This window comes from Devriesea agamarum (genome assembly GCF_900070355.1).
Taxonomy (GTDB): domain Bacteria; phylum Actinomycetota; class Actinomycetes; order Actinomycetales; family Dermabacteraceae; genus Devriesea; species Devriesea agamarum.
Genome location: NZ_LN849456.1, coordinates 2,500,941 through 2,525,890, shown reverse-complemented (window position 1 = coordinate 2,525,890; position 24,950 = coordinate 2,500,941). Strand labels below are relative to the sequence as shown.

The following is a 24,950-nucleotide window of genomic DNA, read 5'->3' as shown; positions in this document are numbered from 1 at the left end:
GATTCCCACAACACCGCCCAACACAGAATAACCAATTATCTAATAAATCATTCAAGAATTAATCTAAAATCCGGATTCCAAATATATCGGGTCGCAGCCATAACCGCTCTGGATAGCTATCAAGCAAACCGTTCGAGGTAGTAGAGTCGATCGCCCGGGACGCTACAAATTATAGCTTATCGCCCAATAAAATCAAACACTGAAACTTGGAACCCAAACCAACCAATCTAGGAACTAGATATACCTAATCTAGATTTTTCCTCGTTTCTTTAATTTGTGAAATATAGCTACGCCGGCCGCAATCATGAACACTACAAGGATAGTAAGACTGATAAAAATTAAAGTACCATTTCGCTCCCATGCAGACTGATGGGCAGGATCATCATTCACGTCATTAAATGCACCATCAACTTTTTGATAATCCTCAGGCTTCTTATCGCGATTTTGTAGACTATTTTCCGCATCCGCTGCAGCCACGATGGACAAGTTTTCCAACTGAGACAGATCTGTGATCTCGACCTTGTTCCCTTGTTTAACACCACCACTAGTACTTTTAACCAGGCCTGGCATTATGATCGTAAACCTAAACTTTGAGACAGAAAAATATGATTCCGGAAAATTTTCAATTGAGCTAATATAAATCAATATTTCATCGTGTTTGATTTCAATATCGACATCCGGATGATGAACAAGGCTCCCTTCAAAAGAGCAAAGTAAATCTTCGCGGGTATTTTTTGTCTGTACTTTCAATGCCGATATGGATAAATCATTGCCAACCAAGTCCCTGAGCACACGTTCACATGTAAGTTTTTGCTCATCAGCGGTAGCCTTCGGGAAAGAAGCGGTAGCGACGACATGCACACTTCCATCCCTATTAACATTAGCTGTGCCCCGCAGGTCGCAACCAGTTAAAAAACTAACCAAAATCAGACATACTCCCAAGAAGCCAATATGACTACGTTTCAGCATAGAAATATCCTCTCATGCGGCTAAGCTGCCAACAAGCAGCCAGTATGACTAACATAAAGCTTAAAACGAAGGGAAAAGCAAGTAAAGCTGTGAAATTAGTCCCTGTGGTGAAAGACTCAGCAATATATGGGTTAAGCGACGCGGTACCAAAAATAACTACTCCTGCAGATCCCGCACCTAAAATCCAACTTATCAACGACGTTAGAAGGACTAGGGCCCGGATTTGATTAGGCAAATAGCCCAGATCAAGTAACTTCAAACTATCCTCGCGTAACGAGGCAGCGCCAGCCATAGTCATATTTACCATGTTGGCGCTGACAAAAATATATATGGGAAGCTGCAGCACCATAAACGCTCGCATGAATTGCGCATTATCGGTCGCCTTGATGGTAACCAAAGGAATGGCCGAAAAGCTGATAAACGCAAGGATTCCAGCGGTAAGACTATGGCACGGGTTTGAAGTATCCCGATGATAGGATAACGCTAGATGCAGACATGGAATGTTAAATGAGCGCAGTAAACGTAGTCCAACTCTAACCCATAGCGAACTAATAAATCCACACAAACATAGTGCGGAAATCGTGGCCGCAATCCCAACTCCGGCAGAGTAACTAGCCCGATTAACCAAAGAGAACTGTTGCAAATACGCCCTGAGGGAGCCGGCAAAAAATACCAGCGCAATAATGTTGGAAATAATCCATGTAAAATTCCAGTATTTCGAATACGGGCGGCGTGATATCAAGGTAATGCCTGGTCCCGCAGATGCAGCCAAAAATACCAATAGCGAAATAGTAAAAGAACTTGCAATAAGCACAGCTTCACAGGATGGGAATATCCTCCCATCTTGCGGAAAAAGATTTGTCTTACTTAATAGTTTCATATATCCGTATCTGAATATAAATGTTGTAAATATTCCCAAAATAATGCCCAACATCCCAGATAATGCAGCCTCAAAAAAGTAACCTGCACGTAACGCAGTAGTAGCGACCCCCATATCCGATAGAACTCGCCACTCTCGCGACCGGGCTTGGATACTAAGGCTAATGGCTTTTTTTAGAACAATTAAACATAAAACTCCACACAAAAAAACCCCTATGCCCACAAAGGACCAAACGGCGCGATAACTTTTCGGACCCAAAGCTCCATTGAACATGCTTACGTCTAATAATAGAATTAGAAGTGTCGATAGAGCCAAGCAAGAATAAGTTATACACCAGTCATGCAGTAGATGAATGCGAAGAGTTTTTAGAATGTAATATTTCATCCTCCAACCGCCCTGACTACCGCTGCAGAAACGTCCTCTGCAGCAACTGCCTTTAAGGTTTTATGCACCATACCTTCGCGTATCACATGAACAGAATCGGCCTGAGCGGCAATAAATGGATCATGCGTTGAAAGCACAACGACACAACCTGTACAAACCGCAACCCGCCGAAACACCTTTATAATCTCGAGGCTCGTATAAGTATCAAGATTAGCAGTCGCCTCATCTGCCAACAGTATGCGAGGCCCTAGCAAAATTGCGCGTGCCACCGCACAACGCTGTTGTTGTCCACCCGAGACCTCGCTAGGAAATCTATCCAATAGAGATGCTATGCCAAGATTATCCGACATACTCACTATGCTTTTCAGTGGGATATTCTGCCCCACCAACCGAGCCGAGAGTTGAATGTTCTCTTTTAGGGTTAGAGCCGGCAATAAGTGAAAATCTTGAAATATCTGTCCAATATAGCGGCGTCGAAAGGCCAATCGCTGTCGCTGATTCATAGCCCATATATCCATGCTATCCCAAAAAACTTTTCCTGAAGTGGGACACGCAATACCGCTTAAAATGTTTAGAATCGTTGATTTTCCTGCACCAGAAGGGCCCACGAGAGACACTATCCCTCCATCGGGAACAGTTAAATTCAAACCGGACACACTAAATTCATTAGGGCCTACACTGCGGTAATTAAAGCTTACTTCCTGAACGCTAAGCACGAGAATCTCCTACATGTACTACTTTGCTATGCAGATCCGAATTTTTATGTGTCGAATAAATGAAAAATTTATCAGACATAAGAGTAGATACATTTTTTAAGACTGCACGCTCGGTTCTAGGGTCCAAATTGCTTGTAGCTTCATCTAAAACTAATAAATCAGGTTTCGCTAAAATGCATCGAACAATTCCTATTCTTTGCATCTCGCCTGACGAAACCTGAGTGCTTTTTGAGATGACCGTATCTAGGCCATCTGGTAGTCGATTAACAAATTCTCGAAGGCAGCAAGCATCTATAGCCGAATTAATTTCTGATAGCGACGGATCACTAAACAGGAGAATATTATCTTTAATAGTGCCATCAATAATCCATGGCTTAGCAGAAATATAGCACGACCGAGCTATTGATGTCCAGTCTGTACTACATGCATCAACATAACTATTAGCTGAGATTAATCCGCATATAGTTCTCATTATTGTAGTCTTACCCGCGCCCGAGGAGCCTGCGATCCGTACAGGTACACCTCTCTCAACTTTGAAAGGGTCAACACAAATAGGTTGACGATCTTTAGAATAGTGAATTCGCATTTCGGGGATAGTCATACTGCTGCTAATTGGCTTTCCGCAATAGTCATTACCATTCGCACCTTTGGTTAGTTCTGCTATGCGCGACAGAGAAAGCTTAGCCCCTGAAGCCATAGTGACTATGTTAACAACCGATCCAATAGGGTTAAGTAATTTCATGAATAAGGCTGCTGCTGCGACAATTCCTCCAGAACTTACGGTCCCTTCTGCCGCGTGAATAGAGGCTACCAGATAAGCGCTTGTTGTAGCTATACCAGCGATGACATCGAGGGATAAACGCAAATTAATAGACGTTTGCAGTAAGCTTAACGACGCATTTCGCTGCCCGAACAATCGCTCGGTTATATAATTTATCGGATTGGAACTGGCATTCAGTGTAACAATTGTTTGATGTGCTGATTCAGAATATAACTGGCTTATCATCGATGTAGCAGTAGCCCTGCGATTCATTTCACGGGCCGAAGCATTTTTTACATATTTCCGCATTATGCATATAATAGTTAAATACGGAATAGTCGCCGCAAGAGCGACTATCAATAGCAGGTTATCCAAAAAAGCTAACGCAGCTAGTGCTACCACGAACCCTATAGTGCTACGTAACAACTGGGGTGCCGATAAGGCCAAAAACTCACGCCACGCAAGAATATCCCTTTGAATCCTCTCTACTATTGTCGGAACATCCCCAATGACGAATTGAGTATTGCGTACGAGTGTGGAACTTATAGCTTTGGTCCGAAGAGAATACACTGAATCTTCAGCAATCACAGCAAACGCATATTGCGAAAAATATACTATTCCGCCCACGGTAAAGGTTAAAAGCATAAGTATTGTTGACCAATATACCACCCCGGTCATATCCTTTGAGATGACTCCGGCATCAACAATGTTTTTAGCAATTAATGCCGGGCCAACCGAGAGTCCAGCTTCAATGCAGATAGACAAAATTGCAAAAGCTGATAGAATCGGTTTATGGCTTAAAGCGTTTCGCAGTGCCGCAATCATACTCATCTCGACTCTTATAAACTGCCGCCGGTAATATAAAAAAGGGGTGGATAAAACATGCATATGGGTATGCAGTATCATCCACCCCAATTCCAGCTAGCTGCAGAACAGACTTATCGTGCTGGTGTCATCACAGTGATTGCTCTGGGTACTTACTGCCGCCGTAACTGTGACATCGCTAGACAGCCCTTGCAATTCAAAAACTGACATGCTTTTCACCTCCTTTCTATCATCTCTAAAACCTTGGCATCCCAAGAGGAATAAACTCTGTTGAACTTCCCTGACAATAGCTCACAGCGAGTAAGTACCCAGCTGATCCAGTTCCATAGTCATAGGATAGTTTATGAGCGAACGCGCCAAACGTTGTCGCCTGCCCCTCGGGAGTCTCAACGCCGTACAATTGGTAGTCCCGCACTAACCTATCAAGACACAGGCTAGATGTGTTATCACCTTGATAAGTTAGTGCGCACATCTGACCGGCTAATCCTGCAAGCATCCCACAATCAGTGTACAGAAGAGAGCCACAAGCACGTTTTAAAGAATTTTCCATATCTGATTCAAGTTCGTACCCAATCAGCTTGGCGGCGTAGAATACACCTGAAGAACCGGACTCGAGATACGGGTCTTGTTTATAACCCTTATCAAGGCCAGCAGTTCCAAACCGAGGATGTACCCTTAGTGTAGCGATATCCCGCTCGATGCTATCTCTCGCAAGGTCAATGCATTCCAAATCGTTAAATAACTTCCCCCAGTTATTTAAGGCGACTGAAACACCAGTCCAACCGTCCATCAAACCCCAGTTCCTAGGAACAACGTTAGTAGGCAATGGAAAATCGGCCGTGAATTTGTTTCTTGCAAGGCTGTTAAGTTTTACAAGCTTCTTAATTTCTTCCACTAACGGTAACGCACAGCTCTTTATTTGGTCGTGATCAACAACTCCATACGCCGCCGCCCTAGCAAGCGCAACTAATAGAGCAGAAACACCGTGTCGAATAGTTATTAGAGGCGTGCTATTCAAAAGTCGAAGTCCGCATTTCAGCAACCTCTTGATGTATCGCGACGATCCGAGTGAAGTTTCCGTAATTATTGGACCAGCAACACCAGACTCTAGACCAATGCTATTAAAGCTCCGGTTTTCATAACTTTCACGTTGCCAGGCAATCCATTCCTCGGGAATTTCATAACCACACTTGTCTAAAGCCCATATAACACCAGAGCTTCCGTAAAAAAAAGATGCGGGATGGGAATCGAAAACCCTATAGTTTCCGGGCACTAATCTATCTTTTCGGTTAGGGTCATGAACATTTAATAACCCTCGATGTAACGAATTAGAAATTGACTCGGACTTAAGTTTAAGATCTGCATTTTTTCCAATATCAGTGATAGAACTGATTTTGCTGTGCAGTGGTAACTTAAGATGTAACCCATAATTATGCTGTATACGTTCTACAAGCTTTTCATATTTGGTGGGAGCAACATCTAACATATACACTAGCGGATAATATGCCCATAACAATAACCTCTCCAAGGCGTACAGATCCACATCTATACCACCAAGACCCTTCGGAGCACCGAAACCCGCTGCGGCCAAGCGCTGTTCATAGTTTACAACATCAAAAGAGGCAGTTTCAAAATCTATAAATGATACTTGCCCTTCTTCGTCGATTAAAATATTCTTTGGATGTAAATCGCCATAAATAATACCCGCATCATGAATTTTTCCTAGCATATCTCGCGTCTGAGCCAATATCGATTCAACCCAAATCGTATATTCTTGAATCTGCGAGTCGCTAACGCGGTCGCCTAGTAAAGGATTACGTTCGGCCGCCAATTGGTGGAACGTATGGCCTTGAATTCGCTTAAAGGCGGCAAACTCACTACATTGAATAGAGAACTTTTCTAATACAACCGGAACCCTTACATCTAAACATACAGTGTTGAGATGTTCGAGTATGTTAACTTCATTTTTTAGTCTGACAACGGCATCATTTAACCCTGCATCAAGTCCAGCATGAGTTCTCGCCTCTTTTACAACAAACTCTTGGCCACTTTCGTCACTACATAAATAGACACCTCCGGAATTTGAATAGTGCAACACATCAATCACGCGGTAAGGAAACTTTTCTTTTTCCTGATCACTTCGACGAGCTACCGATTCTTGTAGTACCTCTGGAATTTTAACCCATTTCGGTGGCCTAAAGATTGGTAATCTCGGATCGGCTTCAAAATCGCCTTTGGGAGTTTTAATAGCAGGCAACACTATGCCATTGGTGGTAGCACACAGCATTTTTTTGAACGCCCCGTATCGGACGTATAGTTGACTATCGGCGATTTGGAGATCGCTTAAAATATATGCACCCGGCTTGCCGCGCAGAATAGGAGCCAATTCTTCAACGAGTACTTTTAAATCCTTCTGGCTTGTAAGATATATTGTTATAAGCTTCCCAGAGGATTCTCTTGAGGCCGCTTTCGAGCACGCAAATATAAAGCTTCTTAACGTGGGAGCGCTTTTAAAAGCGAATCCTTTTTTAAAACAGAAACGACTAACTAGATTAATTGTTTTAAGATAGTTATCTGGAGTTGCGCCGATATGAGCTTTCCAACCTTGTTCAGGCAAATTGAGATCGCACGGAGTGTATTCAATCCAGGCGTCAGAAACATGCCGCTTATACCCATCAACTTCCACCTCAAGTTCCGGTGGCACCCTATCAATCTCGTGCGTGCCATAGTGAGGTCGCTCATAGTATAGAGATGATGCGAAAGAGTATCTCTCGGCTTGACTATCCACTTTAGGCTCCTCTCTGTGCCTGGACTTAAATCTATTGGGAAACCAGCTGCAATCACAACAGGATTTTACTTTTTCTTTACTTTTATCGAATCCTGATCAACATAATTCAACATTTTCGCGGGACCAATGTCCCCCTTTGCGTATTGCTTAAATACTTAATCACCCGTTATTTATAGACTTTTACGGTTTTATAATTATTTCCGATATATTTTTATTTGCTATGCTATAACTTTTAAATAATATTTTTGATAAATACACTCTTTGGTGGGCATATTATTTACACAATAAAGCGCTTAGCGATTTATTTGCTTAAATCTGCGCTATAAGTGTTCTATTTGCCTAATATTTAGCCAGTGCAAAAGCCTCGCTAATGTGATGCAATTAAAGCGAGCTCATGCATTATTTATATTTCTCAAGAAACGTTCGTCCTGCGTTTCAACCTCAAAGTCCAACACCCTTTAAACCCCTGGACGCACCGCGTAGAGATAGCCGCGCGCCGCGTTGTGTGTCATTTTGTAAAAACGGTTAGAGTTGAGTGTCCCTTAGCAACCAATTCCACTAGTGTCAACGCAATCATCCATGCGATATTGGCCTAATATATTGCCACAGAAATACGGCCACCGCAAACCATTATAAACGGCAACACAGTATGGGGGATATTAGTGAATCCTTTCACTTTCCGTCTATGTAGCTTTATATTATTTCTCGATTGACTAACCGAAGTTTCAGTTGTGTAGAGCGACAAGGATCTCGCGCATTTCACCAACTCATAGACAGAGGTAAGATTACAACGCCCTGCCATTTGTGTTATCTAAAATTTATAATTTTAAGATCGGGTAACTTAGGAGAAGTTACTTCCTGCATACAATATCTCTTAATCCATCTCTCGGGATGTATATCCTGACGAGCTTGGCACCAGTACTCGGTAGACTCGGTGCTGCATAGTGAGAATAGCTTACTTGTTACCTCTAATCACTGCCAAACAGAGAGGCTTGGATGCACATCCCAAAGTGGACCCGGGCATCGGGCGTGCAGCGCACAGAGCGCACCGTAGACTAGTGCGCGTCATCCGCCCCTGCTCCACGACGGGATCTTCACGCCGTATGACCGCCACCGAGCCCCCAGCGCCGACCACTCCCCCTGCGATGAACCCAGCGACCGCCAACCAACCATCCCCGGGGACCAAAACCCCGTCGGTACAGCCCTCGGGGGCACACTCCCCGCAGGCACAACCGCCGGACACGGTTGAGCACGCAGCCGCAACCCCAGATCTACCCCTACCGTTCGCTGACCTGGGGTTGACCAGCGACGAATACGAGCACATCCGCGAAATCCTAGGGCGACGTCCCACAGCAGCGGAACTCGCCATGTACTCCGTCATGTGGTCCGAGCACTGCAGCTACAAATCCTCCAAAGTGCATCTGCGCCAGTTCGGCGACAAAACCACCGAGGCCATGCGCCAGCACCTGCTGGTTGGCATCGGAGAAAACGCAGGCGTGGTGGATATCGGCGAAGGATGGGCGGTGACCTTCAAGGTCGAATCGCACAACCACCCCAGCTTCGTCGAGCCCTATCAGGGCGCGGCCACCGGTGTGGGCGGCATCGTGCGCGACATTATCTCCATGGGTGCGCGCCCCGTCGCGGTGATGGACCAGCTGCGATTTGGCGCCGTCGACCATCCCGACACCGCGCGCGTCGTCCACGGCGTCGTCGCCGGGATCGGTGGCTACGGCAACTCACTTGGCCTGCCCAACATCGGCGGCGAAACCGTATTCGACCCCTGCTACCAGGGAAACCCGCTGGTGAACGCCCTGTGCGTCGGGGTGATGCGCCATGACGACATCCACCTCGCCAATGCGTCAGGCACCGGAAACAAAGTGGTGCTGTTCGGTGCCCGCACGGGGGGCGACGGAATCGGCGGCGCGTCCATTCTGGCGTCGGAAACGTTCACCGAAGGTGGTCCCACCAAGCGCCCGAGTGTGCAAGTGGGCGACCCCTTCATGGAGAAGGTTCTGATCGAATGCTGCCTGGACCTGTTCGCCCACGGCCTTGTCGAAGGCATCCAGGACCTCGGCGCAGCAGGAATTTCCTGCGCCACCAGTGAGCTCGCATCCAACGGTGACGGCGGGATGCACGTGGACCTTGAAAAGGTTCTGCTGCGCGATCCGACCCTAACCGCTGGCGAGATTCTGATGTCGGAGTCCCAGGAACGCATGATGGCCGTGGTGCGTCCGGACAAGCTTGAAGAATTCCTCAACACGACAGCGAAATGGGATGTGGAGACCGCGGTCATCGGTGAAGTCACCGGCACTGGCCGCCTCACCATCGACCACAACGGACACCGGATTGTCGATGTCGATCCGAAGACGGTTGCGCACGAGGGGCCGACCTATCAGCGTCCATATGCCCGGCCCAGCTGGCAAGATGAGCTGCAAGCTGACCGCGCCGAAGCGTTACCTCGACCCAGCAGCGGCGAGGACCTCGCGCAGACCGTTCTCGCACTAGCGAGTTCCCCGAACTTGGCATCCAGCGCGTGGATCACCGACCAGTACGACCGGTACGTCGGCGGCAACATTGCTTTGGCGATGCCGGACGACGCAGGAATTGTACGCGTGGATGAGAGCACCGGGCTTGGCGTGGCCATAGCCACCGATGCTAACGGTCGCTACGCGAAATTGGATCCGTATACGGGAGCTCAGGCGGCACTGGCTGAGGCCTACCGCAATGTCGCAACCACTGGTGCGAAACCGCTCGCGGTCACCGACTGTTTGAACTTCGGCTCACCGGAAGATCCCGGCCCGATGTGGCAGCTGGTCCAGGCCATCACGGGGCTCGCCGATGCCTGCCGCGAGTTGGAGGTGCCGGTTACCGGTGGCAACGTGTCGCTGTACAACTCCACCGGTGAACCTGGGCTGATCGACTCGGCTATCCCCCCCACGCCCGTGGTGGGTGTTCTCGGGGTACTCGACGATGTGTCCCGGCGGACCCCGTCCGGATGGAAAGATCAGGGCCAAGCGATTTTCCTGCTCGGGACGACGCGAGAGGAACTATCAGGCAGCGCCTGGGCGGATGTCATCCATTCCCACCTCGGTGGCATGCCCCCGGTTGTGGACCTGAAGGTCGAACGGGAACTCGCCGAGATCCTGGTCGCAGCCTCCCGCGACGGAATGGTCGATGCGGCACACGATCTGTCCGAAGGTGGTCTCGCCCAGGCACTGGTTGATTCCTGCCTGCGATTCTCAGTGGGTGCACGGATTGTGCTGGATGGCCTATGTGAGCGCGACGGGATCGACCCGTTCGTCGCTCTCTTCTCAGAGTCGCAAGGACGCGCTTTAGTATCGGTCCCGCGCAGCGAAGAGGTCCGGTTTACCGACATGTGCACGGCACGCGGTTTCCCGATGCTTCGGCTCGGTGTGACCACAGGTGACGCGCTTGAGGTCCAGGACCAGTTCCGTCTTCCGCTTTCGCAACTTGCGCAGGCATCGCGGGCCACGCTGCCACGGTATTTCGCAGGGTAAGCTCAGAAATAGCCATTGCTTTCTGTATCCAGCGGTTAGGTTCGATCACCTCGACCTAGCCGCTGCACGCGAGATTGCGAACCGCATTCACCGCTATGTTGTTTACAGAATGTGCTGCCCACCTGGCACAACGCGAGAACTCGCGTGGTCTGCCAGTGTGTTCGACGCCGAGGAGAGTTCCCCAACATGCCTCACCCACCGCTGATTGCCGTGGTTGTCCGCACGAAAGATCGACGGGTGTTTCTGCGCCGTGCTCTCGCGAACATCGCGGAGCAAACTCTGCAACCGCTGGTGGTAGTGGTGAACGACGGCGGCGAACCTGCTGCGGTGAACCAGGAGGTAGACCGCCTCACCGGTGCTTTCCGCGACCGGGTGCGAGTTATTCACCACCAGCAGCCGCACGGTATGGAAGCTGCCTCCAACGCTGCTATTCGGGCTGCCGACGCTTGGGCTAGTGAGCTCGGCGAGCGCGTGGACGCTGTTGCGATTCATGATGACGATGACCTGTGGGAGCCGGAGTTTTTGACCCGCACGGCTGCTCACCTGCGTGAACACCCTGAGCATGCGGCGGTTGCGGTGCGCACCGTGTTACTGCATGAGCATGCCGAAGGGGACCTGCTGATTGAGGATCGGCGCGAATGGTTTCACCCGGAGCTGCGCCACCTGACCATTCAGGAGTTCCTTCGGTATAACCGCGTTGTCCCCATCTCCTTGCTGGTGCGTCGGCGAGTGTATGACCAGATCGGTCTCTATGATGAGCGACTTCCCGTCGTGGGCGACTGGGAGTTCAATCTGCGTCTGTGGGCCCGGTTTGACGTCGGGTTTTTAGCCGATGAGCCTCTGGCTTTGTGGTCGCGTCGTCCTGCCACGGGCAGCGCGGCGGACAATAGCGATGCCGAGCCGTCCCACCATCACGGGTGGGATGCGTGGGTGCGTCAGAGTCATATTCGGTCTGGTCTCGATGCCGGGCAGACGGGGTTGTTCTTGTACCTCGCTCATTTGCACGAGCTCACCAGCATCCAGCTTCGTGACCAGCAGCGTATCTTGGATCAGTTGGTGCAAGAGCGTCACGACACTGGGGACGACGGTAGGGCTAGTCGGGGCAACGGCACTGGTGGTGGTCGTCGCGCGGGATTGTGTAGCCGAGGCAAGGAGTCCGGCGGCGGCACCGAATATCAGGACGCGGGTGTGGTGACCCGGCCCGGCAGTGCGGGGCCCGACAGTACGGGGCCCGACAGCGGCGCCTCAAACGGACGCGGCAGCTCGGACGCAGACAGTGCCACCCACACCCCCGATGTTCTGCTCGATACCGACCAGGCGCCGCGTCAGGATGGACGCATTGATCTACCCACCCGTCCGCTCCCCCGCTGGATCACCCCGAGGCCGGGCACCGGACGGGTGCTGGTGCTCGGCGACATCGGCCAGGAGCGCTATCACGCAGGCGATGAGGCGATGGCTCACGCCGCAGTCGACGAACTGACCGCACGCCAGCTCACCCCGGTGCTGCTGACCCGCGATGTCGAGCACACTCGCCGACACTTCGGACCGCAGATCGAGGCGGTCCCCACGTTCACATTCCCCCCTGCCCCTGCCGAGCGCGAAATGCTGCTCGACAATGTGGTGGAGCATGTGCATTCCCGGCGCGAGCTCGCCCCTGAGCACCGTGAACCGGTGGCGCGGTTGATCCAGCAGATACAGGGCTGCGACGCGGTGCTGATCGCCGGTGGCGGCAATATGAACTCGCGGTACGGCTGGCTGTTGATGGAACGAATCGCTGTGATCGCCGTCGCGGTTGCCTGCCAACGACCGGTGATTGTTTCCGGCCAGACGTTTGGCCCCACGCTGACCGATACGGATCGCGACCTCATGCTGCGGGCGCTTGCCACCGCGGACCTGGTGTCGGCGCGGGAGCGTTTCTCCTCAGATTTGTTGACCAGCGCGGGGATTGATTGTTTCGCTGGTCTGGACGACGCCACTTTCTTGGAGTCGGGGCCGTTTTCCGACATCGTCGACCTCGAGCAGCTGCCGGTTCCGGTACCAGACTCATTCTTGGCCGTGACCGTCACCCCGGGAGTGCACATTGAGGCGTTTACCCAGCTACTCGAACGCATCTACAGCATCACGGGGCTTGAAGCGGTTCTGCTTCCGCATATGGCTATCCCGGGAACCAACGACGGGGATCTCGGCATCAATCGCATGATCGCGGCACACGCGGCCAGCCCGGTGACCCTGCTTCCGATCCTTCCCGCTCGTACCGTGGCGTCGGTGACGCGTCGGGCACACATGGTGCTAACTTCCCGGTATCACCCGGCTATCTTTGCGCTACCAGCCGGTGTTCCGACACTTGGGCTGATTCCCGATGATTACACCGATGTGCGTCTGCGCGGTGCCTTGGATGCGTGGGGCATGGGCCAATGGTGTACCTGGGCCGATGCGCAGGGCATGGAGCTGGCCGCCGAGGCCGCTCAGGAACTGTGGACTCGCCGCGATGAGGTCGGTAAGCATCTGGCGCAGCGTCGCGCTACCTATCGCGCGGGCCATGATCAGTGGTGGGACCGGGTATCGGCGGCGGCGCACGGTGAACACATCGCAACCACCACGCCGGCCTCTGACCTGCCGACGGATGCGCCAAGCCTCAACCCGACCGGCGACTGGGCCCGCCTCACGGAAGCAGTCCGGATCACGGCGCTTGCGTTATCGCGGGAAGCTGACCATGCTCGCGCCGATACGGACCGGGCTCTGTCCTGGGATCATCAGCGTTCACTGCAGTTAGCTGAGGCTGAACACGCCGCACAGCGTGCCCGTCAGGATCTTGAGGCCCTGGTGACGTCTCGGACCTACCGCGGAGCCAACCGGGTCCGCCGCACCTATGCAAAGGCGCGCGACACCTATTCCCGTGCCAAGAACATGTACCGGGGGCTTCGTCCCGGACGTTAAGAAGACGGATAGGTCGCGGGCCCGTCGCCCCAGAAGGGAAACGGGCCCGCGACCGCTACAGCTCTTGGAGCTCTTTGACGACGAACCCCTCGCAATGACTGATCACACGCGCTTCGGAAGCCCCTGTTCCTCGTAGCGGAAGAGGAAAGCGGCCATGGCGTCACGTTGTACCGGCTCACCGGGTCGGAAGGTTCCATCTGGATAGCCGGTGGTAATGCCGGTGCGTGCCATCCAAACCACAGCCCGGTAGTGCTGGCTGGTGGATGAAACATCTTTAAACGGCGACGATGCAGGCAGTGATACGGGCGGTGCGCCTGCGATCCGATAGAGGAATGCAGCCATTGCTTCCCGGGTCATAACCGACCAGGGCCGATAGGTGCGGTCGGGCCATCCGGCGCTAATACCTTTGGCTTTGAGCCAGGTCATTTCCCGATAGAACTGCGTGGACGGGTGAATATCCACAAATGGGGGCACCTGCGGCGGGGTAAATGCGGGGGAACCGACCCAACGGTAAATGAACGCGGCCATGGCGTCGCGATTGGTGCCGGCGCGAGGGCGGTAGCTACCGTCGTCCCAGCCGGTCGATATGTCCCGGCTGCGCATCCACCGAATTTCGGTGCGGAACATGGTGCCTAACGGAACGTCCGTGAAGTCGTCGCTCGCGAATACCTGCGCGCTGCCGTCCGGGTACTGCTTGATGGTGTAATCCTCGGACGTACGCGTGAGGTAGATTCCTCCGCTGAGGGCCGCCGAATGGGTGACTGTCCCCAGCGTTTTGGCTCCCCCGTGTTCGCGCCACGCCTGGTAGGAGCTGGTGCGATATTTTTCAAGCCGTTCGGAGACCATGGAGCGCACCTTGGGCAGGGCTCGGTATCCAGCGTCGCCAGGGCACGCGGTTCCGCCGGAGTGGGCGTCGCGGTGTCCGAAGATCCTCGGCTGGGATTTGGTATCGATCGTTACTTTAGTGTTGACGTCGAAAATATAGGTTCCGCCGAGCCGCCAAGCCATCATGTCGGCGACTGCGGCGAGCTGAGCGGGCGTGGGATCGACCGTTGTGTTGTCACCCATCATGGAAATGCCGAAGGTTCCGGTATTTGAGCCCTTTGCATGAGCGCCCACGACGTTGCGATTTAATCCGCCGAATCGACCTTCAAAGATTTGGCCGAACCGGTCAACTAGTGCGTTATAGCCGATGTCGTTCCATCCGAGGTCCTGGGTATGGTAGCGCAGGATTCCACGAATAATCGCTGGGGACTGTTCGCGGGTGTAATTGTTCGAGCCGTAGGTGTGGTGCAGCACCGCGGCTTTCAGCTCCGGGGCGTAGGTCGGTTCGCCTTTGCGCATGGATTCATCGGCGCCCCATCCTGCCCGGGAGATGACCCGCGGGGCGAGATACCAGGGCGCGGGGCTAGCAGATCGTCCCCCGCTGGCGAGTCCAGCCGTGTCGACGGATGTGCCCGCACCGAATCCCGACAGGGCACTTGCCGCGCCCCGTCCGGGCCCACCCGTGTGGGCGGAGGTGACATGTTTATCCTCTGCTGTCACGGGTGTCCCGATCCGGGCTAACACCAGCTCGGTTGACACATCGGATCCACCTCGTACGGCACGCACCGCAACCGCTGTGGCATCTCCAACCCACACCGGTTCGGTGCCGCGAACCTGCCCGTCGGTACCGTGCGCAAGTTCAGCCACCATCCAGCGTCCCCAGCTGCCGTCCGCGTTCAGCGACCTCAGTTCGACGCGGTCGGGGGCGGGACATCCGGGCCAGGTGACGCCGACTAGACCGTGGTCAGGGGTATCGACTGCTCGGGCGGGCAGGCTGTGGAGAACCGGGTCTTCAAGGTCGTTCATGCTGCGAGGACTGGGAACAGCGCGACCAGATTTTTCGGGGCGAAGCGCCCGCCCTTGGGACAGGGGAACCGAATCGTGCAGAGCTCCGGGCACATCGGCGCGGTCGGTTCCAACGAGAACGGGCGCTAGCGGTGTGAGGCCGTTTCCGGGCGACGGTCCGGCTGCGGGAATCAGGTCTGCTGCGGCTGATGCAAGCGTGGCCGGGCCTAGGGCTAGTGAGGTCACCCCCAGTGCGGCAAGCTGCAGCGGAACTCTACGAGGTACGGGACGCTGAGAAAATGAGGACGACATATCTGACTCCATTGCTTGGGGAAGCGGGACCCATCGTCTATGCCTACGAGTCGAGTTACAACCCCGAAAACGATGTCCCGGACACTATCGGTCAGGGGTGCATACCGGTGGGACCAATCTGCGGTGAAAAAGGGTACCGAACACCTACTCCCAAAAGCCAACAAGTCATTTTACTTGGAAGTAATAACGGGGCGCGAATTTCACGAAAGATAAACGAACACCAAAACCCCGACCGACAAAACAATTCCACAAATCCCAGCACCCATCGTCAACGCCACACGTTTTGGTCGATCTTCTTGATAATGGTCCGCAACGAGTACAACACCATATGTGGTGATACACCACCACCAATGTCCAATATCTGCGAACCACGACCCAACCTCGTCACCATCCGGCATCCGATGCGCTGTGATGACGTAATGAAAGAACGGCAATCCGATCATAACTGTCACAAAACAAATTGAGAGCCAGCTAATTATAAATATCAACCTCTCCTTTTTCATTAGGCACCACCTCCACATTGCGATAAGCGCGGCAACATCGACGAACCCCGTCATCCTGAATGATCTGAACCCGCAGGCAGGTGTTAACCCGTGAAAACCGACCAAACAGGGCCGCATCTCTACACCTCGAAAACTATCCGTTTACCATATTACATCTATTTTCCAGACAGTAATCTGCGACCCCGCAGATTCTCCGCCGACGCGAGCCTGTTGAACCGATCTCCCCGACATCGGCATCTGTGTCATTGCTCTCACCCACCGTTTGGTTAAGCGGCAACACCCCCGGTGGCCCGCACCGCTCCGCAACGAACACCACGCCCATTGAACACTCACACCGCATTGAATACCCGACGCATGCAAAGGCGCACATCCGGCGCGTGCAAAGGTGCACACCCAGCGGATACAAGGGCACACATCTAATGGAGGCAAAGGCAGACACCCAATGGAGGCAACGGCACGCATCCGGCGAACGCAAAGAGCGGGGGTCGTATCCAGATGGATACGACCCCCGCTCTTAGGGTGTCACGACGCGATCAGGCGTCCTTCGCCTCGGTCTTCTCCTCGGAGGCTGACTCCTCAGCTGCGGCCGTCTCCTCAACCTCTTCGGCCGGGGTCGCGGCCTCATCAGCCGGAGTGTCAGAGCTATCCTTGGCTGCGTTCTTCGCCGCTGCCTCGGCCTCCTTCACCACAGCCTGCTTGGGGCTGTAGGCCTCCTGGACGAGTTCGATAACCGCCATGGGGGCGTTGTCGCCCTTGCGGGGAGCGATCTTGATGATCCGGGTGTAACCGCCCGGACGCTCGGCAAAGGTCGGCGCGATCTCTGTGAAGAGCTCGTGCACAACGCCCTTGTCCTTAATGGTGCGCATCACCTGGCGACGAGAGGCAAGATCGCCTTTCTTCGCGAAGGTAACAAGACGCTCCGCGTGGGGACGCAGACGCTTGGCGCGGCTTTCGGTGGTCTTGATGGCCTTGTGGCGGAACAGCTCCGTGGCGAGGTTCGCCAGGATCGCCTTCTGGTGGGCCGAGGACCCGCCGAGGCGTGCGCCCTTGGTGGGTGCAGGCATGGTCGTTCTCCTTGCTTAAAGAATCTCAGTACTGGTCGTCGCCGAACTCGTCGTCACCGTAGGAGTCGAGCACGGTGGACGGGTCAAATCCGGGCGGGGAATCCTTCAGTGCCAGGCCCATTTCGGCGAGTTTCGCCTTGACCTCGTCAATCGACTTTTGACCGAAGTTGCGGATGTCGAGCAGGTCAGCCTCACTGCGGGCCACGAGCTCTCCCACAGTGTGCACACCCTCACGCATGAGGCAGTTGTAAGAACGCACCGTCAGGTTGAGGTCGTTGATCGGCAGCGCCAGATCGGCGGCGAGAGCCTGGTCCGTCGGGGACGGGCCGATGTCGATGCCCTCGGCCTCGACGTTGAGCTCATGAGCAAGCCCGAACAGCTCGACCAGGGTTTTACCTGCCGACGCCACAGCATCACGAGGGGTGATAGCAGGCTTGGTTTCGACGTCAATCACCAGGCGATCAAAGTCGGTCCGCTGCTCAACACGGGTGGCCTCAACCTTGTACGTCACCTTGAGAACCGGCGAGTAAATCGAGTCAACCGGGATGCGGCCAATTTCGCCGTCGCCCGACTTGTTCTGCTGAGCGGAGACGTATCCGCGTCCGCGCTCGACAATCAGCTCGACCTCAAGGCGACCCTTGGAGTTGAGGGAGGCAATGTGCAAATCCGGGTTGTGGATCTCGACACCAGCAGGCGGCGTAATGTCTGCCGCGGTGACCTCGCCTGAACCCTGCTTGCGCAGGTACATCACGACCGGTTCGTCGTTCTCGGAGGAGACGACCAGGTTCTTGATGTTCAGGATGATCTCGGTGACGTCCTCTTTCACACCGGGGACGGTGCTGAATTCGTGCAGAACACCGTCGATCCGAATGGAGGTGACGGCTGCACCGGGGATGGAGGAAAGCAGGGTCCGCCGCATGGAGTTGCCCAAGGTGTACCCGAAGCCGGGTTCCAGCGGTTCGATCACAAACCGTGAACGGTACTCGGAAACGACCTCTTCGGTCAGCGTGGGGCGCTGTGCAATAAGCACGTTCTGTCCTTTCTGCGAGCGTCCGCCATATGACGCTCAGACGAGATTGGGTCTGGTGTCCGCCGACCGTCATCGCTGCGGATCGCGAAAATGTGACGCAGCGACGGGTCGGCGGAGGGTGTCAGACGCGCCGACGCTTGGGCGGGCGGCAACCGTTGTGGGGCTGGGGGGTGACGTCCTGAATCGAGCCGACCTCGAGGCCAGCAGCGGTCAGGGAGCGGATGGCGGTCTCGCGACCGGAACCCGGGCCCTTGACGAAAACGTCAACCTTCTTCATGCCATGCTCCTGAGCGCGGCGGGCGGCAGCCTCGGCCGCGAGCTGCGCGGCGAACGGGGTGGACTTACGAGAGCCCTTGAAGCCAACCTGGCCGGATGAAGCCCAGGAGATCACCGCGCCAGTCGGGTCGGTGATGGAGACGATGGTGTTGTTAAACGTGCTCTTGATGTGAGCCTGACCGCTCACAACATTCTTTTTATCCTTGCGGCGCGGCTTGCGGGCTGCGGAAGCCTGACGGCTCTTGGGAGGCATGTGCCGTTACTCCTCGGGTAGGTAGAGGTGGTCTATGCGAGGCGCCGAACGGAACCCCGCGGAGCTACTGCTGGGGTCAGCGGGCCTTCTTCTTGCCGGCCACGGTGCGCTTGGGGCCCTTACGGGTGCGGGCGTTAGTCTTCGTCCGCTGACCGCGCACGGGCAGGCCACGGCGGTGGCGCAGCCCCTCGTAGCAGCCAATCTCAACCTTGCGCCGGATGTCAGCGGCGATTTCGCGACGCAGATCACCCTCGATCTTGTAGTTACCCTCGATGTGGTCGCGCAGTGCAACCAGTTCTTCGTCACCGAGATCCCGAACTCGCTTGTCCCCGGAGATCCCGGTTGCAGCCAGGGTCTCCTGAGCGCGGGTTTTACCCACGCCGAAGATATAGGTCAGTGCGACCTCGAGCCGCTTTTCGCGGGGGAGGTCAACGCCTGCCAGACGTGCCATGTGTGCAGTTCTCCTACTGTTTTCCGGAGGCCTGAGCCGACACCTCGGGGTACGCACGTTCTCCCCGCCGCGGCCTCCGTACCGCGGGTTTACCTCGCCTAAGCCTCAGGTCAGGTTGATGTCGGATCTTCAATTGTCGTGCCCTGGATCATTGATCCGTTGGGCGGGTAGCGCCTTCACGACTGTGCCTCAGCTCAGTGCGTTAGCGCCGTTTTCTCAACCCTGGCGCTGTTTGTGGCGCGGGTTTTCGCAAATCACCATGACGCGGCTGTGGCGAGAAATCACCTTGCACTTGTCGCAGATCTTCTTAACACTCGGGTTAACCTTCATGACACCCTTCTCCGTTACGGGACGGCCGGATCACTTATAGCGGTAGACGATGCGTCCACGGTCGAGGTCGTAAGGACTCAGTTCCACAACGACCCGGTCCTCGGGCAGAATCCGGATGTAATGCTGACGCATTTTGCCGGAAATATGCGCGAGAACCATGTGCCCATTCTCCAGTTGGACCCGGAAGAAAGCGTTGGGCAGCGCCTCAGTGACAGTCCCCTCGATCTCGATCACACCGTCTTTTTTGGCCATGGCCTCCACTGACTCTCTCGCCCCCGCAGGGGCGTCAACCGTCGTTCATCCGAGATGTGCTCTTCCCGGACGCAGCTGTTCATCCGTCAGGACGGAATCAGAACATGCAGGGACGCGGGCACACACCCAGTTATCCATCGTACGCGGGCTCACGCCGTTTGACACGGGGCGACCAGCATGAAGTGCCTCACGCGGTAAGCGGATCACTGACCGGTGTTACACCAAACGGTTCCAGGCCCGCTACCCCACCGTCCGCGGCGGTCAGCACCAAGATCCCGTCATCCGTCCGCGCCACCGAATGCTCCCAGTGCGCTGCCCGGCGACCACTGGTGGTCACAATCGTCCAGTCATCTTCGAGCACGGCGTAATCCGCGGGACCATCGACCAGCATCGGCTCAATAGCCAGGCACATCCCAGCGCACACTTTCGGTCCGCGATCGCGGGTGCGAAAGTTCATGACGTCGGGCGGTTGGTGCATAGCGGTTCCAATGCCGTGGCCGCCGAAATCTTCCAGGTGGCACAGCTCCTCACCGACCAGGGAAAACACTTCGTCTTCCACTGCCGCACCGATATCACCGACCCGGTTTGCCGAGGCAAACGCCGCAATACCAGCCCACATCGCACGTTCGGTGACGTCCACCAACCGCACATCCTCGTCGTTTCGCGGCTGACCAGCAATGGCGGTAAAGGCACTGTCGGAATGCCAGCCTTCGACGACACATCCCCCGTCCACGGACACCACATCGCCGTCATGAATCACACGGTCACCGGGGATGCCGTGCACAATTTCCTCGTTGACGCTGACGCACAGTGTCGCGGGAAACCCTTGGTATCCCTTAAAGTTCGGGGTCGCGCCGTGGTCACGGATGATGGTTTCGGCCAGGGTGTCGAGCTGCAATGTCGTAACGCCCGGCTGAATAGCTTCGCGCACCTGTCGATGCACCTCAGCTATTAATGCTCCCGCACGTCGCATGAGCGCGATCTGTTCGGGGGTCTTCAGTTCAACGCGCTCCCGGCGCCGCCAGCTCACGCGGGTGAACCCAAAACGGCCATGAGGCGCCCCGTGACCTCGTCAATATTGGCCATGCCATCGATCCGATGCACCAGGCCGCGCTGTTCGTACACGTCGATCAGCGGGGCGGTCTGCTCAGCGTAGACCTCTAGCCGATGCCGGATGGTTTCTTCGGTGTCATCGCTGCGGCCCTGTTCGCGGCCTCGCTGCACCAGGCGGCCAATCACCGCGTCAGTGTCAACCTCCAGCAGGAGCACGGCATCGAGACCGTCGTCGCCGAGCATCGCATCTAACGCCTGCACCTGGGCAAGGGTCCGGGGATACCCGTCGAGCAGAAAACCGTCCTGTGCGTCATCGTGGCGAAGCCGGTCCGCCACCATATCGTTGGTGACCTCATCGGGGACGTACTCGCCCTTGTCCATATAGGACTTGGCAAGCACCCCGAGCTCCGTGGACTGTGACACGTTGGCACGGAAAATATCTCCGGTGGAAATAGCCGGGATGCCGAGCTGCTTTGAGATGCGAGCAGCTTGGGTACCCTTGCCCGCACCCGGCGCACCGATGATGAGCAGTTTGCGCAGGCCACCTCCGGTGTGGGTGTGGGTGGCTGTCTGGGAGGCGTCGGAGGTCTGAAAGCTCACCGGAGAATTCCTTCGTAATGGTGTTGCTGAAGCTTGGCATCGATCTGCTTAACCGTATCCAGACCCACGCCAACAATGATCAAAATGGAGGCTCCGCCGAATGGGAAGTTTTGGTCGGCTCCGAGGAACGCAAACGCGAGCAGCGGGATCAGCGAGATCACACCGAGGTAGAGCGAACCTGGGGTCAGGATCCGGTTGATCACGTATTGCAGGTAGCGTTCGGTGGGCCGTCCGGCGCGCACACCGGGGATGAAACCACCGTACTTCTTCATGTTGTCGGCGATCTCTTCCGGGTTGAAAGTGATCGACACGTAGAAGAACGCGAAGAAGATAATCAGGATCAGGTACACGGTGGTGTACATCCAGGAGAAGCCCTGGCCGGGAACCAAGTTGTTGTTAATCCACTGCACCCAGCCTGCGTCCGGCGCGCCGAAGGAGGTTGCAAGGTGCGGCAACGCGAGGATTGAGGACGCGAAGATCACCGGGATCACGCCAGCCTGGTTGACCTTGATCGGAATGTAGGTGGAGGTTCCGCCGTAGAGCCGGCGGCCAATCATGCGTTTGGCGTACTGCACCGGGATCTGCCGCTGGGACTGTTCCACGAAGATCACGCCGACGATCACCAGCAGACCCACCACGATGATGATGGAGAAGGTAAACCAACCCTGGCCGGTCAGGATCTGGCCGAGGGAGGCTGGGAATCCTGCGGCAATGGAGGTGAAAATGAGGATCGACATGCCGTTGCCGACCCCGCGCTCGGTAATAATTTCACCCATCCACATGATCAGACCGGTGCCCGCGGTCATCGCGACGATCATCAGCAAGAGCACGATGATGTTGTCGTCGGGGATCGGGCTGACAGCGCACCCGTGGAAGAACTGGCCCGTACGCACCGTCGTAATAATGACCGTGGACTGCAGCACTGCGAGCCCGATGGTCAAGTAACGGGTGTACTGGGTCAGCTTGGCGGTGCCGGACTGCCCTTCCTTATGGAGCGCTTCAAAACGTGGGATCACCACGCGCAGCAGCTGGATGATGATCGACGCCGTAATGTACGGCATCACGCCGAGCGCGAAAATGGAGAGCTGAAGCAAAGCGCCGCCGGAGAACAGATTGATCATGCCCAGCACGTTCGCGTCACCAGAATGGCGCTGCTGGTCAACACAGAACAACACGTTCTGGTAGTTCACTCCGGGTGCCGGGATGAAAACCCCGAGCCGGTAGATGACGAGCAAAGCGAGTGTGAACAGCAGCTTATTGCGCAACTCCGGCGTGCGGAATGCACGGACGAAGGCGTTGAGCACCTGTCCTCCTTTAGTCAGATCACCCCGGGGTCCCGGGAGCGAGAGCGCCGACAGCGTCGGCTGAGCCGCGCATGCAGGCGTGGCCAATAACGGCCCTGGATACAGAAACGGGGCACCGGGGCACAGACTATTCTGTGCCCCGGTGCCCCGTCAAAAAGTCACAGCGTGGTGACGGTACCGCCAGCGGCGGTAATCTTCTCCTGCGCGGAGCCGGAGAACTTATGAGCCGTCACGTTCAACGCGACAGACACCTCTCCGGTGCCGAGCACCTTCACCAGCTGGTTCTTGCGCACCGCGCCCTTGGCTACGAGCTCTTCCACCGTGACGTCGCCGCCCTCGGGGAACAGCCTCTGCAGCGTCATCAGGTTCACAACCTGGTATTCCACACGGAACGGGTTGGTGAACCCGCGAAGCTTCGGCAGACGCATGTGCAGCGGCATCTGCCCACCTTCAAACGTGGCGGGAACCTGGTAGCGGGCTTTCGTACCCTTGGTACCACGGCCAGCAGTCTTACCCTTGGACGCCTCACCGCGACCCACGCGGGTCTTCGCGGTTTTGGCGCCGGGGGCCGGACGCAGGTCGTGGAGCTTCAGCGGGCCTTCGCTCGTGGTCTTATCGCTCATGGATCACTCCACCTCTTCAACCGTCACCAGGTGGGTGACGGTGCGGATCATGCCGCGGATTTCGGGGCGGTCTTCTTTCACCACGACGTCACCGATGCGCTTGAGCCCGAGGCTACGCAGGGTGTCGCGCTGGTTCTGCTTACCGCCGATCTCTGACCTGGTCTGGGTCACCTTCAGCTGCATCACGCACCTGCCTTTGCTTCACGATCGGCACGAGCCGCCGCACGACCAGCAGCCTGAGCCCGCAGGAGCTGCGCCGGAACGACGTGCTCCACAGGCAGGCCACGGCGAGCCGCAACCGCTTCAGGTTCCTCAAGGCCCTTCAGCGCCGCGATGGTTGCCCGCACGATGTTGATCGCGTTGGAGGAACCGAGCGACTTGGAGAGCACATCGTGCACGCCAGCGCACTCGAGCACGGCGCGCACCGGACCACCGGCGATTACACCGGTACCGGGAGCGGCCGGGCGCAGGAGCACGACGCCGGCGGCTTCCTCACCCTGCACCGGGTGAGTGATGGTGCCCTGGATGCGGGGAACACGGAAGAAGCTCTTCTTCGCCTCCTCAACACCCTTGGCAATCGCCGCGGGAACTTCCTTAGCCTTGCCGTAGCCAACGCCGACGGTGCCATCGCCATCGCCCACCACAACCAGTGCGGTGAAGGAGAAACGACGACCGCCCTTGACGACCTTCGACACGCGGTTGATGGTCACAACGCGCTCGACGAACGCTGACTTTTCCGCTTCCTGGCGGCCGCGGCCTTCGCCGCGACGTCCGCCCTGACGCGAATCGCGGGACTCGCCCCGACGATCCTCGCCCTCGCCCCGACGACCGTTATTCGCGGGACCGTTATTCCGCTGCTGTGCAGCCATGGTCAAATCCTCTTCTCTTCCGGTCCAGGGGCGATCACAGGGTCAGCCCAGCCTCGCGGGCGCCGTCAGCAACGGCGGCCACGCGGCCGTGGTACTTGTTCCCCGAGCGGTCGAAGACGACGCTTTCGATCCCGGCCGCCTTGGCGCGTTCGCCGACCAGGACGCCCACGCGGCGAGCCTTGTCGGTCTTAGTCGCCTCGGTGGCGCGCAGTTCCGCCTCGAAGGTGGAGCCAGACACCAGGGTGATGCCCTTGGAGTCGTCGACCACCTGGACGAACACGTGCCGCGAGGAGCGGGTGACAACCAGACGCGGCCGCTCGGCCGTGCCCACGATGCGCTTGCGTAGACGCAGGTGACGACGCCCCCGGGCACGGGTGCGGGTACCGGCTCCGCCGCTGGTGTGCTTGTGTGCGTAACCCATAA

General features: G+C 55.7%; 22 protein-coding genes. 2 read left to right on the top strand and 20 right to left on the bottom strand.

The window, feature by feature from the left end; genetic code table 11:
- Nucleotides 1–249: 249 nt before the first annotated feature.
- From BN1724_RS10655 to lanKC, 5 genes are all read right to left on the bottom strand, one after another.
- Nucleotides 250–969, bottom strand: a complete 720-nt coding sequence (locus tag BN1724_RS10655; RefSeq protein WP_157085866.1) for a hypothetical protein — start codon at nt 967–969, stop codon at nt 250–252.
- On the bottom strand, nt 956–2,122 hold the full coding sequence (locus BN1724_RS12720) for an FtsX-like permease family protein (protein WP_172797117.1): 1,167 nt from the start codon (nt 2,120–2,122) through the stop codon (nt 956–958). The genes BN1724_RS10655 and BN1724_RS12720 overlap by 14 nt, the downstream gene beginning before the upstream one ends.
- Before the next feature lie 107 nt (nt 2,123–2,229).
- Nucleotides 2,230–2,949, bottom strand: coding sequence for an ABC transporter ATP-binding protein (locus BN1724_RS12715; RefSeq protein WP_172797116.1), 720 nt, complete (start codon nt 2,947–2,949; stop codon nt 2,230–2,232).
- Nucleotides 2,942–4,540 carry an ATP-binding cassette domain-containing protein gene (locus BN1724_RS12710; protein WP_172797115.1) on the bottom strand — a complete coding sequence of 533 codons (1,599 nt, stop codon included), beginning with the start codon at nt 4,538–4,540 and terminating at the stop codon, nt 2,942–2,944. Before BN1724_RS12710 ends, BN1724_RS12715 begins: the two co-directional genes overlap by 8 nt.
- Nucleotides 4,541–4,769: 229 nt before the next feature.
- Nucleotides 4,770–7,322 carry a class III lanthionine synthetase LanKC gene (lanKC, locus tag BN1724_RS12705; protein WP_197671789.1) on the bottom strand — a complete coding sequence of 851 codons (2,553 nt, stop codon included), beginning with the start codon at nt 7,320–7,322 and terminating at the stop codon, nt 4,770–4,772.
- Nucleotides 7,323–8,425: 1,103 nt separating this feature from the next.
- Here lanKC and purL point away from each other — a divergent pair.
- A complete protein-coding gene (gene purL, locus BN1724_RS10640) occupies nt 8,426–10,840 on the top strand; it encodes a phosphoribosylformylglycinamidine synthase subunit PurL (RefSeq protein ID WP_231928231.1) in 2,415 nt (804 codons plus the stop codon).
- A gap of 186 nt (nt 10,841–11,026) precedes the next feature.
- Entirely contained in the window at nt 11,027–13,777 is a 2,751-nt protein-coding gene (locus BN1724_RS10635; protein WP_058235349.1) for a polysaccharide pyruvyl transferase family protein, read from the top strand.
- A gap of 102 nt (nt 13,778–13,879) precedes the next feature.
- On the opposite strand, the gene BN1724_RS10630 is transcribed toward BN1724_RS10635, so the two are convergent.
- From BN1724_RS10630 to rplR, 15 genes are all read right to left on the bottom strand, one after another.
- Nucleotides 13,880–15,919 carry an S-layer homology domain-containing protein gene (locus BN1724_RS10630; protein ID WP_058235348.1) on the bottom strand — a complete coding sequence of 680 codons (2,040 nt, stop codon included), beginning with the start codon at nt 15,917–15,919 and terminating at the stop codon, nt 13,880–13,882.
- A 200-nt stretch (nt 15,920–16,119) separates the two neighbouring features.
- Nucleotides 16,120–16,422 (bottom strand): hypothetical protein, encoded by a 303-nt coding sequence (locus BN1724_RS10625; protein ID WP_157085864.1) that lies wholly within the window; start codon nt 16,420–16,422, stop codon nt 16,120–16,122.
- Nucleotides 16,423–16,955: 533 nt separating this feature from the next.
- Nucleotides 16,956–17,486 carry a 50S ribosomal protein L17 gene (rplQ, locus tag BN1724_RS10620; RefSeq protein ID WP_058235346.1) on the bottom strand — a complete coding sequence of 177 codons (531 nt, stop codon included), beginning with the start codon at nt 17,484–17,486 and terminating at the stop codon, nt 16,956–16,958.
- Nucleotides 17,487–17,511: 25 nt separating this feature from the next.
- On the bottom strand, nt 17,512–18,516 hold the full coding sequence (locus tag BN1724_RS10615) for a DNA-directed RNA polymerase subunit alpha (RefSeq protein WP_058235345.1): 1,005 nt from the start codon (nt 18,514–18,516) through the stop codon (nt 17,512–17,514).
- A 121-nt stretch (nt 18,517–18,637) separates the two neighbouring features.
- Complete coding sequence (gene rpsK, locus BN1724_RS10610) at nt 18,638–19,045, bottom strand: 30S ribosomal protein S11 (protein WP_058235344.1); 408 nt, start codon at nt 19,043–19,045, stop codon at nt 18,638–18,640.
- Nucleotides 19,046–19,121: 76 nt separating this feature from the next.
- On the bottom strand, nt 19,122–19,496 hold the full coding sequence (rpsM, locus tag BN1724_RS10605; RefSeq protein WP_058235343.1) for a 30S ribosomal protein S13: 375 nt from the start codon (nt 19,494–19,496) through the stop codon (nt 19,122–19,124).
- 216 nt (nt 19,497–19,712) lie between these two features.
- Nucleotides 19,713–19,826, bottom strand: a complete 114-nt coding sequence (gene rpmJ / locus BN1724_RS12700; protein ID WP_084252984.1) for a 50S ribosomal protein L36 — start codon at nt 19,824–19,826, stop codon at nt 19,713–19,715.
- A 30-nt stretch (nt 19,827–19,856) separates the two neighbouring features.
- Nucleotides 19,857–20,078: a translation initiation factor IF-1 gene (gene infA, locus BN1724_RS10600; RefSeq protein ID WP_058235342.1), complete on the bottom strand. Its 222-nt coding sequence runs from the start codon at nt 20,076–20,078 to the stop codon at nt 19,857–19,859.
- 187 nt (nt 20,079–20,265) lie between these two features.
- On the bottom strand, nt 20,266–21,108 hold the full coding sequence (gene map / locus BN1724_RS10595; RefSeq protein WP_084252983.1) for a type I methionyl aminopeptidase: 843 nt from the start codon (nt 21,106–21,108) through the stop codon (nt 20,266–20,268).
- Nucleotides 21,105–21,671, bottom strand: coding sequence for an adenylate kinase (locus BN1724_RS10590; RefSeq protein WP_058235956.1), 567 nt, complete (start codon nt 21,669–21,671; stop codon nt 21,105–21,107). Before BN1724_RS10590 ends, map begins: the two co-directional genes overlap by 4 nt.
- 56 nt (nt 21,672–21,727) lie before the next feature.
- Nucleotides 21,728–23,035, bottom strand: coding sequence for a preprotein translocase subunit SecY (gene secY, locus BN1724_RS10585; RefSeq protein WP_058235341.1), 1,308 nt, complete (start codon nt 23,033–23,035; stop codon nt 21,728–21,730).
- A 158-nt stretch (nt 23,036–23,193) separates the two neighbouring features.
- Complete coding sequence (gene rplO, locus BN1724_RS10580) at nt 23,194–23,658, bottom strand: 50S ribosomal protein L15 (protein ID WP_058235340.1); 465 nt, start codon at nt 23,656–23,658, stop codon at nt 23,194–23,196.
- 3 nt (nt 23,659–23,661) lie between these two features.
- On the bottom strand, nt 23,662–23,844 hold the full coding sequence (rpmD, locus tag BN1724_RS10575; RefSeq protein ID WP_058235339.1) for a 50S ribosomal protein L30: 183 nt from the start codon (nt 23,842–23,844) through the stop codon (nt 23,662–23,664).
- Nucleotides 23,841–24,527: a 30S ribosomal protein S5 gene (gene rpsE, locus BN1724_RS10570; protein WP_058235338.1), complete on the bottom strand. Its 687-nt coding sequence runs from the start codon at nt 24,525–24,527 to the stop codon at nt 23,841–23,843. Before rpsE ends, rpmD begins: the two co-directional genes overlap by 4 nt.
- Nucleotides 24,528–24,561: 34 nt before the next feature.
- A complete protein-coding gene (rplR, locus tag BN1724_RS10565) occupies nt 24,562–24,948 on the bottom strand; it encodes a 50S ribosomal protein L18 (protein WP_058235337.1) in 387 nt (128 codons plus the stop codon).
- Nucleotides 24,949–24,950: the final 2 nt, after the last annotated feature.